Genomic DNA, 16,933 nt, shown 5'->3' with positions numbered 1-16,933 from the left:
GCGATGATGGTGTGTAGGCTGGCGGCCGCGTCCCAGCCCCTGGCGTGGCTGACCCGATGAAGACCTTCCGCGGTATCCGGCGCGCTTGCGGTCGGATCTCCGCCTGCCTCCGGCGTGGAGGCATCGTCTTCGTTCTCCGGGTGCGGCCCTCATGTCCGATTGCGGGTGGGCGGAGATCGTCGGTTCGCCCGCCGCTGGCAGCCCGGGAACCGAGGCGTGATGACCGCCATGCGTACGATGACGCTCCACCGGTGCGATGACCGGGCGACCATTTTCCTGGAGGGCGAGATCGACCTGGCCACCGCTCCAGCCGTGGGTTCCGCGGTCCAGGGCTGCGTCAGCCGCGGGGCCGGCAGCATCGTCGTCGATCTGACCAGGCTCACCTTCTGCGATGCCAGCGGCCTGAACGCGTTTCTGACCGCGTCGCTGTACGTGGGCGCCACCGGGGGGCGATTCTGGTTGCGGGGTGCGACGCCGACGGTCCGACGGGTCTTCGACCTCACCGCCAGCGCCTTCCTGCTGGACGACCCCGCCGCCGGGTCCTCTTCCGCCCGGGCGCGGCTCCCCTCCGCCCTCCTGATGCCGGGCCGGTCGGTGGTCTCCGGTGATCGGTGACCGCACGGCCGAGGCTCTGCGGCTGCTCCAGGACCGCGACCGAGCCGGCGACGGCGTGGACGTCGCGCTCGCCTGCGCTGCCGCGCTGGCCGTGGACGGCGTCGCGGTCTCCCTGGCCGCCGGAGCGCGTGCCGGGGAGGTCCTGTGGTGCTCCGACGAGGTCTCCCGTGGCTTCGAGGACCTGCAGTCCACCCTCGGTGAGGGTCCGGGCCCGGACTGCCTGGCCGGCGGCCTGACCGTGCGGGTGCCGGACCTGGCGCAGGTCCGCCCCGGTCGCTGGCCCGCGTTGACGGCGGAGGTGCCCGGGCAGGCGGTGCGGGCGGTGTTCTGCTTCCCCTTGCGGATCGGCGCGATCGCCCTCGGCGTGCTCACGGCGGTACGCCGCACTCCCGGCCCGTTGACGGGAGATCAGAGCGACGACGCTCTCGCCCTGGCGGCGGCGCTGACGATGCACCTGCTGGAAGACGGCAGCCCCGCGGTGCTGGCGCGTGAGGACTCCGGTGCGCTGCCGTTCCTCCAGCACGCGGTCGTCCACCAGGCGACCGGCATGGTCAGCGTCCAGCTCGCCGTACCCTTGGCCGAAGCTCTGCTGCGCCTGCGCGCGCACGCCTACGGCACCGGCCGCACGCTGACCGACACCGCTCAGGACATCGTGGCCAGACGACTGCGCCTGGCTCCCGGCACCGAACCCCTTCCCCCCGCGGCAGACAAGGACTGGACGCCATGACCACCCGCGAGCAGCAGGTCACCGAGGTCTTCGTGGAGGTCGCCGACTCCCTGACCGCCGACTTCGACGTCATCGACTTCCTGCAGAGGCTCTCCGTGCGCTGCGAGGAGCTCCTGGAGGTGGCGGCCGTCGGCATCCTCCTCGCGGACGACAACGGAGCCCTGCACGTCCTGGCGGCCTCCGACGAGCACACCCGGCTGCTGGAACTGTTCGCCCTCCAGCACGAGCAGGGCCCATGCGTCGAGTGCTACCGAAGCGGCCGGCCGCGCACCCACATCGACCTCACCGACGCCGATGTCACCGTGGCCTGGCCGCAGTTCACCCGGGGAGCACGGGAAACCGGCTTCGTCGTCACCAACGCCCTGCCCCTGCGGCTGCGCGGACGGGTCATCGGCGCCCTCGGCCTCTTCCAGACCGACCCCGACCCGCTCAGCGCCGCGGACCTCACCCTCGCGCAGGCCCTGGCAGACGTGGCCACCATCGCGATCCTGCAGCAGCGCACCCTGACCCACACCGAAGCCGAACGCGACCAGCTCCAGTACGCCCTCACCAGCCGCATCGTCATCGAGCAGGCCAAAGGCATCCTCGCCGAACGCTGGCAACTCCCGGTCGACCAGGCCTTCAGCGTCTTCCGCGCCTACGCCCGCGCCCACAGCCTCAAACTCTCCCAACTCGCCCGGGAGATCGCCGAAGGCAGCTACGACACCGAGCGGATCCGCAACGCGCCCGCGACCTCGCCATCCGCCCCGCCCTCCGCGACCTGATCCGGATGCACCTCCCCGGCTGCCCGCGCCCGACCGAGTGGTGTGCGCCGTCACGCTGAACATCCGCCGTGCCGCACGGCCCGTCCGCCGCGATTCCGCGGTCCGCCGCGAAAAGATCGGCGGAGTCGAGCGGCGTCGACGGGAAGGAGGGCGAGCGGGTGCAGGAAGCGGATGTCGTCATCGTGGGTGCGGGAGCGGCAGGGCTCTCACTCGCTCATGAGTTGTGCGCGCCCTCGGGCGGCCCCCGGCGCCCCGAGGTGGTGCTCGTGCAGGCCCCGCCCGGGCCGCTGCGCCCGCCGGAGCGCACCTGGTGCTTCTGGGAGCCACCCGGGGGGCGGTACGACGCCGCGCTCACCGCTTCGTGGGATCGGCTGCGGGTGCGCGGCCGCGACGGCAGGACCACCGTGGGGAATCCGGCACCCCTCCGGTACAAGATGCTGCGGTCCGGCGCCTTCGAACGCCTCGTCGGCGAGCGGCTGTCGGGGCCTGGTGGCTGCCGGCGGTCGGAGGCCGTGGTGGATGCGATCGAGGACGTCCCGGGTGGCGCGCGGGTGCGCGGGCACGACGCGGCCGGCCGGCCCCTTGAGCTGCGTGCCCGGTGGGTCTTCGACTCCCGTCCGCCGTCCCGGCTGCCGGCCGCGCGGACGACCTTGCTCCAGCACTTCCGCGGGTGGTTCGTGCGCACCGAGGACGCCGTCTTCGACGACGCGGTCGCCGACCTGATGGACTTTCGGGTTCCGCAGCCGGCGCACGGGATGGCCTTCGGGTACGTGCTGCCTCTCGGTCCGCGCGAGGCGCTGGTGGAGTACACCGAGTTCTCCGCCGCGGTGCTCGGCGCCGACGCGTACGAGGCGGCGCTGTCGCGGTACACCGGTGAGGTCCTCGGGCTCGGCCCGTTCCGCGTCCTGGACGTCGAGCAGGGGGTGATCCCGATGACCGACGGGCGGTTCGCACGCCGCTCCGGTCGCGCGGTGTTCCGGATCGGCACCGCGGGCGGGGCGACCCGGGCCTCCACCGGCTACACCTTCGCCGCTGTGCAGCGGCAGACCCGAGCGGTGGCCGCCGCGCTGCTCGCGGGCCGCACCCCGCTGCCCCCGGCGCCGCATTCGCGCCGTTCCCGGGCGATGGACGCGGTGCTGCTGCGCGCCCTGGACACCGGCCGCGTGGAGGGCTCCGACTTCTTCGGCGGCCTCTTCCGGCAGGTGCCGACCGAGCGCCTGCTGCGGTTCCTCGACGGCGGCTCCCGGCCCTGGGAGGACGTCCGGATCGGGCTGGGCACCCCCGTGGGACCGATGCTGCGGACCGTGGCCGAAGTGCCCTTTCTGCGAAGGAGGCCGCCGCCCTGACGCCCGTGCGACCGGCCCCCGTCCGGGCCGCACGCGACCTCGGCCCGCCGGGCCGCCGCGTCCACCGGTGGACACCCGGCCGACGCCGCCAGCCCGCCCTGTCACCGAAGCCCCGTCACCGAAAGAGAAGGCCCTCATGCCACTGCTGCGCGACGAGGCGCTGTCGTCGGCGTTCGACCACGGCTCCCTCGCCTACGACCGGCTGACCGCCCTGAGCCCCGGTTACCACGCACACCTGCGCCGCTCCGCCCGGCGGCTGCGGCTGCCGCACGGCGGTGCCGGACTGCGCCTGCTCGATCTGGGCTGCGGCACCGGCTCGTCCACCGCCGCGCTGCTGGCCGCCGCGCCGTACGCCGAGATCACCGCGGTCGACTCCTCCGCCGGGATGCTGGAGCGCGCGGCGGCCAAACCGTGGCCCGCCGGCGTGTCCTTCGTGCACGCGCCGGTCGAGCGCCTCGCCGAGGAGGGCGTCACCAGCGGCCTGTACGACGCGGCCTTCGCCGCCTACCTGCTGCGCAACGTCGGCGATCGGGACCGCGTGCTCGCCGCCGTCCACGAACGACTGGCTCCTGGCGGTCGGCTGGCTCTGCACGAGTACGCGCTCGGCGGCCGCGCCGCCGACCGGATGGCGTGGAAGGCGCTGTGCACGGCGGTCGTGCTGCCGCTGGGCCGGCTGTCGGGCGATGCCGCCCTCTACCGTCATCTGCACGACAGTGTCGCGCAGTTCGACACCGCCCCGGCGCTCGGTGACCGCCTGCGGCGGGCGGGTTTCGCGGACGTGCGGGTGCTCCCGCTGCCCGGCGTGCAGACCGGCCTCACCTGCACCGTCGTCGGCCGTACGCCGAGCGTGCCGCTCGTCGCGGACGTACCGGTCGCCGTACCGGTCGCCGTACCGGCCGCGGCCGCTCCGCATCCCGCGTCCCGGTCGAAGGGCCGTCCGTGAACGCCCGCGGCACGAGGAGCGGCCGCGCTCCGCGCCGGGGACGCGACCGGCGGGCCCGTGTCCTCCCGGCCCCGCCCGGCGCCGCCCGCTGCGGGACGCCTGCGCCGCGGGCCGCGGTGATCGGCGGCGGCATCGCGGGCCTGGCCGCGGCGACCGCGCTGGCGGAACGCGGTGCCGACGTCACGCTGTACGAACGCCAGGAGACTCTGGGGGGCCGCCTTGCCGGCTGGTCGACGGAACTGGCCGACGGCTCGTCGGCGACCATGAGCCGCGGCTTCCACGCGTTCTTCCGGCAGTACTACAACCTGCGGGGCCTGCTGCGGCGCGCCCAGCCGGGGCTCGGCATGCTCACCGCGCTGCCCGACTACCCGCTGCGGCACAGCAGCGGGCTCCACGACAGCTTCAAGCGGGTGCCGCGCACCCCGCCGTGGAGTGCGCTCGGCTTCGTGGCGCTGAGTCCGGCCTTCGGCTGGCGCGACCTGGCCCGGATGAACCCGAAGGCCGCGCTGCCGCTGCTCGACGTGCGGGTCCCGCAGGTGTACGACCGCCTCGACACGATCAGCGCCGCGGACTTCCTCGCCCGGATCCGTTTTCCCGCGGCCGCCCGGCACCTGGCCTTCGAGGTGTTCTCGCGCAGCTTCTTCGCCGATCCGCGGGAGCTGTCGGCGGCCGAACTGGTGCTGATGTTCCACATCTACTTCCTCGGCTCCAGCGAGGGGCTGCTCTTCGACGTGCCCGGCGAGCCGTACCCGCAGGCCCTGTGGGAGCCGCTCGGCCGCTACCTGGAGGGCCACGGCGCGGACCTGCGGACCGGTACCGAGGTGGACGGCGCGGCCTCGTCGCCGGACGGCGGCGCGACCGTGACCGCGCGGGGCCGCACCGAGCGGTACGACGCGCTCGTGCTGGCACTGGACAGCGGGGGACTGCGCCGGCTGGCCGCCGCCTCCCCGCACCTGGTCGACGCGCCGTGGCGGGCCCGCGCGGCACGGCTGCGCACCGCCCCGCCGTTCCTGGTCTCCCGGCTGTGGCTGGACACCCCCGTCGCTCCCGACCGGCCCGGATTCCTCGGCACCAGCGGCTACGGTCCCCTGGACAACATCAGCGTGCTGGAGCGCTGGGAGGGCGAGGCGGCGCGCTGGTCGGCGCGGACCGGTGGCTCGGTGGTCGAACTGCACGCCTACGCCTACGCGTCGGACGACCGGGCCGCCGCCCAGGACCGGCTGCTCGAGCAACTGCACCGGGTGTATCCGGAGACCCGCCGGGCCAAGGCCGTCGACGCGCGGCACGAATGGCGCGAGGACTGCCCGCTCTTCCCGGTGGGCGGCTTCCCCGACCGTCCCACCGTCCGCACATCGCACCCGGCGGTGACCGTGGCGGGCGACCTGGTGCGCACCGACCTGCCCGTCGCGTTGATGGAACGGGCGGCGACCACCGGTTTCCTCGCGGCGAACGCACTGCTGGAGCAGTGGGGTGTGCGCGGCCACACGCTGTGGACCGTCCCCGAGCGCGGCCGCTCCGCGCTCCTGCGCTCGCTGGCCCGGCTCGGGGAGCACTGAGAGCGCGGGGGAGGACCACGTGCCCTCCGCGCGGCAACTGGTGGAGGTCGCCACCCGGCGGCCGTCGCCCGCCGCCGGCTCAGCCCGGGAAGCGGTGGGTGCTGCGCAGCTCCCAGCGGCGCTCGGCGTACGCCAGGTCGTCGCGCCACAGGCGTCCGGCCTTGGAGCGCATCAGCGGTCGCAGCAAGGGCGCGGCAGCACGGGCGAGGTCGAAGCCCCGGCGGTCCGAGGCCGCCACGACCGCCTCGATCACCGCGGTGCGCGGCCGCCCCGACCGGTCGGGGCCGAGGGGGGTGGCATGCGTCTCGACCACCGACCCGCGCCCCTCGCCCTCGGTGATGCGCATCACGACGGTGCGGGGCCCGGGCGCGGTGAACACCGCGCGCACCGGTACCACGGCGCGCCCGGCGACCTTGAAGGACACGTCCACCGTGAAGCCGTCGGCCGCGCTGTCGCCGTCGGCGGGCGTGGCGGCCACCGTGAGGTCGACGAAGGAGTACGGGTGCAGCCACGCCCCGTGCCAGGGATCGAGGCGGTTGGCGACGATGTCCTGCGGCTCGCAGCCGCCGAAGCCCGTGTAGACCGCTGTGAGCGCCCGCGGGCCCCGCGGCCGTGCCGGTACGACCGGGCGTTCCAGCGGCTCCTCGCCGCCGAGCCGGTCGAGCCGGACCCAGACCAGCGTGCCGTCGTCGTGCGCCGGGAACGGCTCCCAGCCTGCGAACGGCCGCCCGTCCAGGGCCATCCCGTGCCAGTGGCAGATGAGCGTCCCGCAGCGGACAGGGCTGTCCTTCAGCGGCGCGCCGAGGTGCGGGCAGGCGCCGGGCCCGGCGTGCAGGGTGCCCGAGGTGTCCCGCCAGAGCACGACCTCGACGCCGCCGACGGTCCGGCCGTAGGAACGGCCGTCCCTGACGGCGTGCGCGTCGCCGACCACGTACCAGTTGCCGCTGGGCCGGTCCAGCGCCTTATGGAGGGCCCCGGCGATGAGCCCCGGAGCGGCGTCCCGCCAGGTGGGGCGTTGCTCCGCCCAGGCCGTCGGGTCGCGGCGCAGCCGCAGCGGGCTTCGCCGGTGCCGGTCGCCCCTCATGACATCTCCTTGCTCCTGGCCGCCGGGTCGCGCGGAAGGCGCGCGGGCAGCGCCGGCGCACCGCCGTGTGCCGCTGCTGCCACCGCCTGCCGCCGCCGGGCGGGCCGCCGACCCAGCCGGGCCCCCGCCCTGGCGGCTCCCAGCCGGATCAGGCCGTCGAACGCCACCGCCGCGCGGCGACGCCGCCGGACCACGGCGCGGCGGTGCAGCACCGCGTAACCGTCGTCGGCGATGGCGTCCAGGATTCCGCCGTAGAGCACCAGCGCGGTGCGGATGCACGGCCGGGAGACCGGGTCGAGCATCGCCAGCCCCGGGGCGGCCTCGCGGTAGACGCCCCGCGTCAGGTCCGCGGCGGCGGCCAGCGCCGCGGTGAGCCGCGCGTCGCGGGCGCCGGTGGAACGCCCCCACACCAGCAGTTCGCGGTCCACGCCGTGCGCGGCGAGCAGGTCCGCGGGCAGGTAGACGCGGCCGCGGTCCAGGTCCTCGCCGACGTCGCGCAGGAAGTTGGTGAGCTGGAAGGCCACCCCCAGCGCCGCGGCGTGCGGGGCGGCCTCCTCGCGGGGGACGACGGTGCCGAGCACCGGCAGCATCTGCAGGCCGATCACCGCCGCCGAGCCGTGCATGTAACCGCGCAGGTCGGCGTAGGTGGGGTAGTCGGTGACGTCGAGGTCGCTCCGCATCGAGGCCATGAAGTCGATGAAGTGCCGCCGGTCGATGGCGTACGAGGCGGCGGTGTGCGCGAGCGCCCTGACCACGGGCTGGGGGCTGTTCCCGGTGCGGAGCCCCTCGGCCAGCCGGTCCTCCAGGGCGGTGAGGGCGGCGGATCGGGCGGCGGTCGTGAGCGTGGGGTCGAGGCTGTCGACGATGTCGTCGGCCCAGCGGGCGAAGCCGTACAGCGCGTGCACCGCGGGCCGGCGCTCCACCGGCAGCAGCCGGGTGGCCAGGAAGTACGTCTTGCCGTGCCGGGAGTTCAGCTGCCGGCAGCGGCTGTAGGCGGCGCGGAGCGCCGGGTCGGTGATCCCGGCGGCGTCGAGTTCACGGCTCGTCATACCGCGGTGCCTTCCGACGCGGGCCGCCGCGCGGGCCTCGCGGGCGCGACCGGGCGCGCCGGACGCAGGCCGGTGATCCGGGCCGCGGCGAGCCGCCCGGAGATCATGACCGTCGGTACGCCCACCCCGGGGGTCGTGCCGCAACCGGCGAGCACGGCGTTCCCGATGCCCCGCACCAGGTTCCGCGGCCGGAACGGGCCGGTCTGCGCGAAGGTGTGCGCGGCCGAGAACGGCGTGCCCGCGGCGTGGCCCTGGGCCGTCCAGTCCGCCGGGGTCACCAGGCACTCCTCCTCGATGGCCGCGCCGATACCGGCCAGCCCGCGCCGATCCAGTTCGGCGAGCAGGCTGTCGCGGTAGCGCGGCGCCAGGTCCCGCCACTCCCGGGCGCCGGGCCCGATGTCGGTGTTGGGGCACGGCGCGAGCACGTAGTGCAGGTGGCGGCCGGGCGGCGCGAGGTCCGGGTCGGTGGCGGTGGGCCGGGTGATCAGCAGGGACGGGTCGCTCATCAGGCGGCCGTCGCGGGTCAGTTCGCGGAAGGTGCTCTTCCAGGCGGCGCCGAAGGAGATCGTGTGGTGCGCGAGCCCCGGCCAGGTGCGGTCGGTGCCGGCGTGCAGGATCACCGCCGACGGGGAGTGCCGCAGCGGTACCGTGCGCCGCGGCGTACGGCCCAGCAGCCGATACGCGACCGGCAGATCGGGGGTGAGCACCACCGCGTCGCAGGGGATACGCGCCTGGCCGGTGACCACCGCGCTGATCCGTTCGCCGCTGCGCTCCAGCCGGGTGACGTCGTGCCCGTAGCGGAGGTCGGCGCCGGCCGCCGCCGCGGCGTCCGCCATCGCCTGGGGCAGCGCGTGCATCCCGCCGCGCGGGAAGTACACCCCGGCCACGGTGTCCATGTACGCGATGACCGCGTAGGCGGCGAGCGCACGGGCCGGCGGCACCCCCGCGTACAGCGCCTGGAAGGTGAAGACCCGGCGCAGCCGCTCGTCGGGCACGAAGCGGGCGACCGCCGGGTCGAGCCGGGCGAAACCGCCCAGCGCTGCGAGCCGGGCCAGATCGGGATGCAGCAACTGGAGCGGGGAGTCGAAGTTGGTGTCGATGAACCGCCGCATCTGCACCGCGTACAGCTTCTCCAGCCAGGCCCGCAGCCGCCGGTAGCCCGCGGCGGCCGCAGCTCCCGCGAAGCGCTCGACCTCGGCCTCCATCGCGTGCGGGTCGGTGTGCACGTCCAGTTCGCCGCCGTCGGCGAACCGGGCCCGGTAGGCGGGGTGCAGCGGTAGCAGCTCCAGGTGGTCGCCCATGGCCGCGCCGGCGGCGGCGAACGCCTCCTGCACCAGGTGCGGCATGGTGAGCACGGTCGGCCCGGTGTCGATCCGGTAGCCGCCCCGCTCGATCCGGCCTGCCCGGCCGCCGGGCCGGGAGCCGCGTTCGACCACGGTCACCCGCCGGCCGGCGCCCAGCAGGTGCATGGCGGCCGACAGGCCGGACAGTCCCGCGCCGACGACCACCACGTGGTCGGTACGCCCCGTGATCGTTCTCATCGGGCATCCCCTCCGGCGAGGGCTTCCAGCCGGGCGCCGGCCGTCCCGCCGGGCGTCGCGGCGGCCGTCCCGGCGGCCGCCGGAACGGCCTCGGCTCGGTGCGGTCGCTGCCCGCCCGTCGTGTCACGGCCCGCGGCGACCCGCTGGAAGAGGTCGAGGAGCCTGGCCCGCGGGGCATCCGCGATCCCGCCGGCCGCCGCCAGGTGGGCCGCGCTCTGCTCCACCAGCTCGGCGATCCTGGCCTCCACCGCGGCCCGTGCCCCGGTGGAGACCAGGCACTCCCGGACCCGGGCCAGGGCGTCGTCGGAGAGTTCCGCGTCGCCGAGGGCGGCGTCGAGGAACGCGGTGCCGGCATGGTCGTCAGCCGCCTCCGCCCGTTCCCGGGCGACGGTGATCAGGTAGGTGGGTTTTCCCTGGCGGATGTCCTCGCCGCACGGCTTCCCGGTGTCCACCGGGTCACCGAAGACGCTCAGCAGATCGTCGCGCAGCTGGAAGGCGATGCCCGCCGGCCGGCCCGCGGCGCACAGGGCAGCGGTCACCGATCCGTCCGCACCGGCGAGGGCGGCGCCCAGTGCCAGGGGGCGTTCGACGGAGTACAGCGCGCTCTTCAGGCAGGCGATACGGATGGCCCGGACCGCAGAGCGAGAGCCGGTGGCCTGCCCGTGCAGGTCGAGGTACTGGCCGGCGACCATCTCGGCACGGATGGCCCGCCACACGCCGAGGACTCCTCGCCGCGTGCCCGCGGCCAGTTCGGTGTCGGCGACCATGTCGTCGGCCCAGGCCAGGGCGAGGTCTCCGACCAGGATCGCGCCCGCGTCGCCGAAGGACCCACCGGCACCGGCAGCGTTCGGCGATCCGTACTGGACGTCCAGCTCCCGGTGCACCGACGGCCGGCCGCGCCGCAGGGCGGAGCCGTCCATCACGTCGTCGTGCACCAGCGCGCAGGTCTGGAGCAGTTCCAGGGCGGCGCCGATCCGCAGCGCCCCGCCCACCTGTTCACGGACCGCTCCGGGGTGGGCCGCCCGCAACCCCCACCAGAGGAACTGCGACCGCATCCGCTTGCCGCCGAGGGCGAACCGCGCGACCCGCTCCGCCACGTCCTGGGCGAAGACCGCGTCGATCCCGGCCGCCTCGTCGACCCGGTCACGCAGCTCGCGCGTCAGGACCCGCCCGACGGCGCCCGCGACATCGGCGTCGACCGAGCGCTCGTGTGGCTCGTACCGGCCGCTGACATGCCGGTTCCCAGGGGTGCGCCTCATCGCACGACCTCTCCTCACGTTCTCGGCCGGCTCGCGATCGTCCGCTCGCGGCGGGTATGCGGATGCAGCGACGCAGGCCAGCCCGGTCAAGGGCCGCTGTCAGCTCAGCACAACTCTTCGCACCGAGGGGCATTCGCCACTGTGAGCGACCACGGAAACCTCCTTCCGGCGGAGGCTCCGTGCGCCCGGTGAATCCGGAGGGCGGACCCGGGTTCCGTCCACGGTGGTCGTTCCGGTGCGGAGTCCGGCCGGCGGAGCGGTCAGCAGGGGGGGAGCGCGGGGTGGTTCTCGGCGAGTTCGACCGCCGGGTCGCGGCCGCCGGCCGTCTCGGCGCAGGAGCGCTCGCGGCCCTCCTCGCCGAGCGGCGGTCCGCGGGATGCCGTCCGGCCCCTGCCGGTCGCGACGGCGGGAGCGGTACGCCGCCGGCACACCTGAGGGCGCCGACCCCTGGCCGGGGTCGCACCGTGCCGAGGGGGTCCGGCGGAGGATGCGCCATGTCGAAGTCGTCACCTGCTCGAGCGGTACGCCGAAGGGCGGCGGCGCGGCCTGCGCGCCGCCGCCCTCCCCGTCCCCGTCCTGGCGGGGACCGCGTCAGCTGGTGAAGTAGAGGGAGGACCAGGCGCTGTACGTCGTGGTGTTCACGTGGTCGCCCGACGAGGGGTCGGCGTACACGGCGCGCACTCGCGCGCGCAGGCCCGACACCCCGGGGTGGCCCAGGTTGACGACGCGCTTGCCGCTCGTGCCCGTCCGGTAGTACCCGGACAGCGAGTTGGAGACCCGCACCCGCGCGTACGCGGTCGGGCGGTCGGGGGCCGGTGCGGCGTGGGCGGACGTGTCGCAGGAGGCTCCTGCGGTCCGATCTCATGTATGACGCATCTTATCTCGTTGGAACTTGTTTCTTTCGGCGCGAGTCTTGACGCTGAAACAAACATGACCACACACTGTCGCCCAGTCTCCGGAACGGTGACCGTCGGCTCCATGCTCTGGAGTCCTCGCGAAGCTGTCCTCCCCCCACTGGAGAAGCTATGTGTGGCACCAACACCTGTGCGCTCCGCCGCCCTTGCCGAGCCCTGGGCCGTGTGCGAACGCCTCGTGCCCCATCACCAGCCTGACCGGCAGCAGCGCCACCCCCCCAACGCCGCCCCCCGACGCCTCCCAGGCCGACGGCACCCAGACCGAGCTGTGGACGGGACGGCGGCGGCCGGCAGAAGTGGAGCCGCTGAGTGCTGTCCCGCACCGGCAGCCGACCGACCGCCCACGGCTCGACACCACCGGGAGGCCCCCAGGGCAACGCCACGGATACCACCTCGGCGGGTACCCCCCCACAGCCCAGAACCCACCCGCGCGCTCACCAAGGAGAACGCACATGATCGGACGCAGGACATTCCTCACGGCAGCGACGGCGACCGGAATCGCCGTGGTCGGCGCGACAGCCGCCCCAGGCTTCGCCAGGACCGCCGGGGGCACCGCGCAAGCGGCGCCCGACGCAGCCACGCTGGGAACCAGCAACGCCAACGCGGCCTTCACAGCGCTGAACAACGCCTTCCTCGTCTCCAACGGCAACCAGCGCTACTACAAGACGTCCCTCAACAACACGGAGAAGGACTACTTCTGGCGCCAGGCGCTGGACATCCAAGCCGTGGAGGACGTGTACACCAGCAACCCGACCACGGACACCCGCAACCTGGTCGGCGCCCTCCTCGACACCTTCCTGCAGCAGAACCAGGGCGGGGGCGGTCTGTACGACTGGAACTGGAACGACTACAACGACGACCTGCTCTGGGCCGGACTGGCCTTCGCCCGCGGCTACCGGATCACCGGCAACCAGACCTACCTCAACCAGGCGAAGTACGCCTTCGACCGGGTCTACAACCGGGGCTGGGACAGCGCCCTCGGCGGCGGCGTCTGGTGGAGCGTCGACAAGAACGAGAAGAGCGCTCTGAGCAACAGCCCCGCGGTCATCCTCGGCTGCCTGATCTACGAGTCGAACGGCGGCAGCGCGTATCTGACCAAGGCGCGGGCGATCTACGACTGGACGTGGAACACGCTGCTGGACCGCTCGACCGGCGCCGTGCACGAGAAGATACAGGCCAACGGAAACCTCGACAGCGGGGAGACCGTCTACTCGGCCGGCGCCTTCGTCAGCGCGGCCCAGGCGATCTACCGCAACCAGGGCGGAGGAAGCCTCTTCGACGACGCCAAGCGGACCGTCGACTGGGTGATCCGGGACCGCACCACCAACGGGATCATGACCAACGGGCAGCGGGAGGGCACCTGGCAGTCCGAATTCGCCCGGGGCATGGGCGAGTTCGTCAGCCAGAACAACCAGTGGGGTCCGTACTACGACTTCATGAAGCGCAACGCGGACGCGGCGTGGAACGCCCGGCGCACCGACCTGAACCTGACGTGGAACCGCTGGGACGCGCAGACGCCGCGCGACGACACCCGCGCGGTCGAATCCATCGGGGCGGTGATCATGCAGGCGGTCACCCCGGCCGCCCCGCCCTCCTCCTCCGGCTCCTCCATCGTGTCCGGAGCGACCTACCAGCTGATCTGCGCACGCAGCGGCGAAGCCCTGGACAACGGAAGCGCGAACGCCGACGGCGCGCCCGCGATGCAGTGGACCGGCGGCGGCGGGACACAGCAACGGTGGACCGTCACCAGCGTCGGCGGGGGCTACTACAAGCTCGTCAGCCGGTTCAGCGGCAAGGCGCTGGACAACGGCAACACCACCACCGACGGCGCCGCGGTCATCCAGTGGACCGACAACGGCGGCCCGCAACAGCAGTGGGCGATCACGAGCGTCGGCAGCGGCGCCTACAAGCTGACCTGCCGCCAGGGCGGCAAGGCGCTCGACAACGGCAACACCACCGATGTCGGCGCCGCGGTCGTGCAGTGGACCGACAACGGCGGCTCCCCGCAGCAGTGGAAGTTCGTCCAGGTCTGACACGGCGGAGGCCTTCAGCGCGGCGTTCGCCCGCGGGTCGGCCCGCGATGCGCACCGGCGCCCGTCGGTACGCAGGCGCGGAGGCGGCTATGCGGCATTTGCGGGCCGTCGTTTCTTGCTGCTTGGCAGCATGGTGAAGGGCCTCTTCCATGGAGTGGGGCCCGTGCGGCTGACAACGTGTTCGCAGCGAGACATCGCGTCGGATCAGCCGCCCGGGAGAAATCATGAAGATGTCCGTTCGTTTCGCCTCTCTTGGCCTTCTGGCCGTCGTCGCCCTGGGCGGTGTTCAACTCGCCGGGTCCGCTGTGGGCGAGACCGGGCAGCAGGAGGGCTCTGTCGGTGTGACCTCCGCCGAGAACGCGGCGCACTCGCATGCGCTGCCGATTCCCGCCTCGACGACCGACACCGGCTGGGGCGGCTGACCAGCGGCGCCTCGGGGTCCCGCGGGGCGCGGCGCACCGGCCGGCACGTGGGTGTCCGCCGGGGGGAGCGCGGGGCCGACCACGTGGGCCGCTGAGGGCCGGCCACTATTTCCGGATACGACATACAGGAGAGCCGAGCGTGACCAATCCATTCGATGACTCCGAGGGAACCTTTCTCGTCCTGGTGAACGACGAGTTGCAGTACAGCCTCTGGCCGGATTTCGCGGAGGTGCCCGAGGGATGGCGGGTGGCCCGCGCGGCAGGCACCCACGGGGACGCCTTGGACTTCGTCGAGAAGAACTGGACGGACATGCGCCCCAAGAGCCTGGTGGACCAGATGAACGAGCTGGACCGGATGAAGCAGGCGAGGCAGGGCGGCGGGACGGACCGGACGGAAGAGGCGGACGGGCTGCGGCAGCTGGAGCAGACCGCCGGCGCGTGACGGACCGCCGTGCGCGCGGGCCGGGCGCCCCCGGGGATCGGGCGGCCCCGGCCCGCACGTGCGCCCGACGTTCAGGACTCCCGCCCCGCCCGGGCGAACCGGCCGACCTTGCCGATGACGTCCTCGCTGTACAGCCGCAGCGCCTGGTGCAGGGCGAACTCCGCCATGTAGGAACGGAAGCTGTCCTGCGACTCCTCCGCGACCGTGAGCATGTGCCGGTTGGTGAGGACGGCGGGGCTGTCCAACCGTTCCAGGGCGGTGGCGACCGCCGCGTCGAGGCCGGCGGGCTCGACCACCTCGTCGAGGAACAGCCGTGCCTCCGGCTCGGCCGCCCACACCCGCCGCCCCCACAGGACGAGCTGGCGTGAGGTGCGGCCACCGGTGAGCCGCCCGAGCCGCAGGTTGGCCGCACCGGGCACGATCCCCTCCTGCGCGGCGGGCAGGCTCACATAGGCGTCGGCGCTCGCCAGCACCCGGTCGAAGACCATGAGCAGCTGCGCACCGCCGCCGATGGCGAAGCCGTCCACCGCCGCGACCCATGGCTTCTCGACCGTCCGGGACTGCCAGGGGGCGTCGTGCGCGACCAGCACCCCGCACACGATCTTGCGGATGTAGCCGAGCTCCCGGCGCAGCAGGAAGTCGACCAGGGAGATCTCCCCGGCGTGCAGGCTCTTCAGGTTGATGCCGGAACTGAACACCCGCCGCCCCTTGTACCGCGGATGGTCCATCACCCCGCCGCGCAGCAGTGCGACATGGACCGCGGGGTCCAGCAGCGCCAGGTCGACCGCGGTCTCCATGTCCGCGACCTGCTGGTCGTCCTCGGCGTTGAGCGAGTCCTTGCGGTGCATCGTCAGATGCGCGGCGGTTCCCCGGCGCTCCAGCCGGACCGACGGCAGGTCCAGCACACCGGTACGGCGGAACTCCGGCAGCAGCCGCAGCGCCCGGTCGGTCGGGCGCAGCATCGCGTCGAGCAGATGCGCCCCGGCGGACGACGAGCGCAGCAGCGCCGAGACGAGGATGCCCTGATCGATCTCCGCCCCCTCCTTCTCCTCCTGCTTGCGCTCCCGTTCGCGGGCGAGGACGTCGGCGGTGGGCACCAGGCCCGGGAAGGCACGGGCCGCGGTGAGGACCAGTTCGCCGATGTCCACGTACCGGGAGCGGCCGTCGGTCAGCTCGTCGTACACCCGGTCCACGTGCGAGACGAGGAAGTGATGACGGGCGAGGCGCGCGGCGTTCTTGGCGCGGGTGGCGCGTTGGTGATCCGCCGGGCCGCGGTCGGCGGGCCCGGGCAGGGCGGCGACGACGTCGTCGGCGTGCGCGGCGGCGTCGTGGAGGGTCCGCAGGGCGGCCGGGTCGACGGAGACGGTCGCCGTCGTCATGCCGGCTCCTCCGTACGGGCCGCGCCGCGCAGCGTCCGGTCGCAGGCGGCCAGATGGACTCCGAGCGCGTCTTCGAAGGAGAGCGAGGAGGCGTTCAGGACCAGGGAGCGGCGCAGCGCGGTGTCCGGAGCGGGCACCGGCAGGCGGCTCGACCACCCCTCCTCGGTCGCTGGGGTGGAGTCGACCAACTCATCGACGAGACCCAGGCGTTGTGCCTCCTCGGACCATATCGGCCGGCCGCGCAGGGCGCGCCGGGCCGCGGTTTCGCCCACCTGGCGTGACAGCCGGTAGAGGGACATCCCCGGCCATGCCTGTCCCGAGGCACGGGGCAGGGTGACGCGGAGGTGCCGAGCGGCGACCCGATGGTCGGTGACGAGCAGCGCCTCCACCGCCGTACCGCCGATGTCGCCGTCCACGAGCGCGACGGTGAGCGCCTCCAGCCGCTCCAGCCGGCGCAGTGCGCGTTCCCAGCTGTTCACCAGCGTGATGGTCAGGGACCCGGTGGTGTCCCCGCGCGGGGTGCCGCTCAGCCGCAGCAGGACGCGCACCGGCAGGTCGGCGTCCTCGGCGCGGTCGCAGGTCCGGTGGAGCTCGGCGACGAGGCCGGCTGAGAGCGGCTCGGCGCCGTCGACGCGGAGGGTGACCTCCATGGCGGGCGGGTCGGCGGGCGGATCGGCGAGGACGCCGGCGGGCACGTCGGTGCGGACGTGGTTCCGGACGGCCAGGGGGGTGGACAGCGGGGTGGACAGGGCGACGTACGTGGTCATGGCGGGGCCTTTCACATCACGGGTCGAGAAGCCGCCGGGGCGGCGGAGCCGGGCAACCGGAAGGGGTGAGGCGGTGCCGGGGGTGTGGGAGA

General features: G+C 73.9%; 15 protein-coding genes and 1 pseudogene. 9 read left to right on the top strand and 7 right to left on the bottom strand.

The window, feature by feature from the left end:
• The first annotated feature begins 219 nt into the window (after positions 1-219).
• From V2S66_RS26860 to V2S66_RS26835, 6 genes are all read left to right on the top strand, one after another.
• A complete protein-coding gene (locus V2S66_RS26860) occupies positions 220-615 on the top strand; it encodes an STAS domain-containing protein (RefSeq protein ID WP_330799269.1) in 396 nt (131 codons plus the stop codon).
• A complete protein-coding gene (locus V2S66_RS26855) occupies positions 605-1,342 on the top strand; it encodes an ANTAR domain-containing protein (protein ID WP_330799268.1) in 738 nt (245 codons plus the stop codon). Before V2S66_RS26860 ends, V2S66_RS26855 begins: the two co-directional genes overlap by 11 nt.
• The gene (locus V2S66_RS26850; RefSeq protein WP_330799267.1) at positions 1,339-2,106 is read left to right on the top strand and encodes a GAF and ANTAR domain-containing protein; all 768 of its coding nucleotides are present in this window, start codon (positions 1,339-1,341) and stop codon (positions 2,104-2,106) included. Before V2S66_RS26855 ends, V2S66_RS26850 begins: the two co-directional genes overlap by 4 nt.
• 158 nt (positions 2,107-2,264) lie before the next feature.
• Entirely contained in the window at positions 2,265-3,452 is a 1,188-nt protein-coding gene (locus V2S66_RS26845; RefSeq protein WP_330799266.1) for a lycopene cyclase family protein, read from the top strand.
• A 136-nt stretch (positions 3,453-3,588) separates the two neighbouring features.
• Positions 3,589-4,395 (top strand): class I SAM-dependent methyltransferase, encoded by an 807-nt coding sequence (locus tag V2S66_RS26840; RefSeq protein WP_330799265.1) that lies wholly within the window; start codon positions 3,589-3,591, stop codon positions 4,393-4,395.
• Entirely contained in the window at positions 4,392-5,951 is a 1,560-nt protein-coding gene (locus tag V2S66_RS26835; protein ID WP_330799263.1) for an FAD-dependent oxidoreductase, read from the top strand. The genes V2S66_RS26840 and V2S66_RS26835 overlap by 4 nt, the downstream gene beginning before the upstream one ends.
• Before the next feature lie 79 nt (positions 5,952-6,030).
• Here the strand turns inward: V2S66_RS26835 and V2S66_RS26830 are convergent, their stop codons facing one another.
• The 5 genes from V2S66_RS26830 to V2S66_RS26810 form a co-directional block, all read right to left on the bottom strand.
• Positions 6,031-7,035, bottom strand: coding sequence for a DUF5914 domain-containing protein (locus tag V2S66_RS26830; RefSeq protein WP_330799262.1), 1,005 nt, complete (start codon positions 7,033-7,035; stop codon positions 6,031-6,033).
• Positions 7,032-8,084 carry a phytoene/squalene synthase family protein gene (locus V2S66_RS26825; protein WP_330799261.1) on the bottom strand — a complete coding sequence of 351 codons (1,053 nt, stop codon included), beginning with the start codon at positions 8,082-8,084 and terminating at the stop codon, positions 7,032-7,034. Before V2S66_RS26825 ends, V2S66_RS26830 begins: the two co-directional genes overlap by 4 nt.
• Positions 8,081-9,625 (bottom strand): phytoene desaturase family protein, encoded by a 1,545-nt coding sequence (gene crtI / locus V2S66_RS26820; RefSeq protein WP_330799260.1) that lies wholly within the window; start codon positions 9,623-9,625, stop codon positions 8,081-8,083. The genes V2S66_RS26825 and crtI overlap by 4 nt, the downstream gene beginning before the upstream one ends.
• The gene (locus tag V2S66_RS26815) at positions 9,622-10,884 is read right to left on the bottom strand and encodes a polyprenyl synthetase family protein (protein ID WP_330799259.1); all 1,263 of its coding nucleotides are present in this window, start codon (positions 10,882-10,884) and stop codon (positions 9,622-9,624) included. Before V2S66_RS26815 ends, crtI begins: the two co-directional genes overlap by 4 nt.
• Before the next feature lie 591 nt (positions 10,885-11,475).
• Entirely contained in the window at positions 11,476-11,667 is a 192-nt protein-coding gene (locus tag V2S66_RS26810) for a hypothetical protein (protein ID WP_330799258.1), read from the bottom strand.
• A gap of 583 nt (positions 11,668-12,250) precedes the next feature.
• On the opposite strand from V2S66_RS26810, the gene V2S66_RS26805 reads away from it, so the two are divergent.
• The 3 genes and pseudogenes from V2S66_RS26805 to V2S66_RS26795 form a co-directional block, all read left to right on the top strand.
• Positions 12,251-13,831, top strand: a complete 1,581-nt coding sequence (locus tag V2S66_RS26805) for an RICIN domain-containing protein (RefSeq protein ID WP_330799257.1) — start codon at positions 12,251-12,253, stop codon at positions 13,829-13,831.
• A 224-nt stretch (positions 13,832-14,055) separates the two neighbouring features.
• Positions 14,056-14,253 carry a hypothetical protein gene (locus tag V2S66_RS26800; RefSeq protein WP_330799256.1) on the top strand — a complete coding sequence of 66 codons (198 nt, stop codon included), beginning with the start codon at positions 14,056-14,058 and terminating at the stop codon, positions 14,251-14,253.
• A gap of 139 nt (positions 14,254-14,392) precedes the next feature.
• Positions 14,393-14,593, top strand: a pseudogene (locus tag V2S66_RS26795) (MbtH family protein); the annotation flags it as partial.
• 173 nt (positions 14,594-14,766) lie between these two features.
• On the opposite strand, the gene dpgC reads toward V2S66_RS26795, so the two are convergent.
• Both dpgC and dpgB read right to left on the bottom strand, forming a co-directional pair.
• On the bottom strand, positions 14,767-16,074 hold the full coding sequence (gene dpgC / locus V2S66_RS26790; RefSeq protein ID WP_330799254.1) for a (3,5-dihydroxyphenyl)acetyl-CoA 1,2-dioxygenase DpgC: 1,308 nt from the start codon (positions 16,072-16,074) through the stop codon (positions 14,767-14,769).
• On the bottom strand, positions 16,071-16,841 hold the full coding sequence (gene dpgB / locus V2S66_RS26785; protein ID WP_330799252.1) for an enoyl-CoA-hydratase DpgB: 771 nt from the start codon (positions 16,839-16,841) through the stop codon (positions 16,071-16,073). The genes dpgC and dpgB overlap by 4 nt, the downstream gene beginning before the upstream one ends.
• Between the last annotated feature and the right edge of the window lie 92 nt (positions 16,842-16,933).

It is taken from the genome of Actinacidiphila polyblastidii (genome assembly GCF_036353415.1).
Lineage (GTDB): Bacteria > Actinomycetota > Actinomycetes > Streptomycetales > Streptomycetaceae > Actinacidiphila > Actinacidiphila polyblastidii.
The sequence above is the reverse complement of the archived record's forward strand: the minus strand, read 5'-3'. Positions and strand labels throughout refer to the sequence as shown.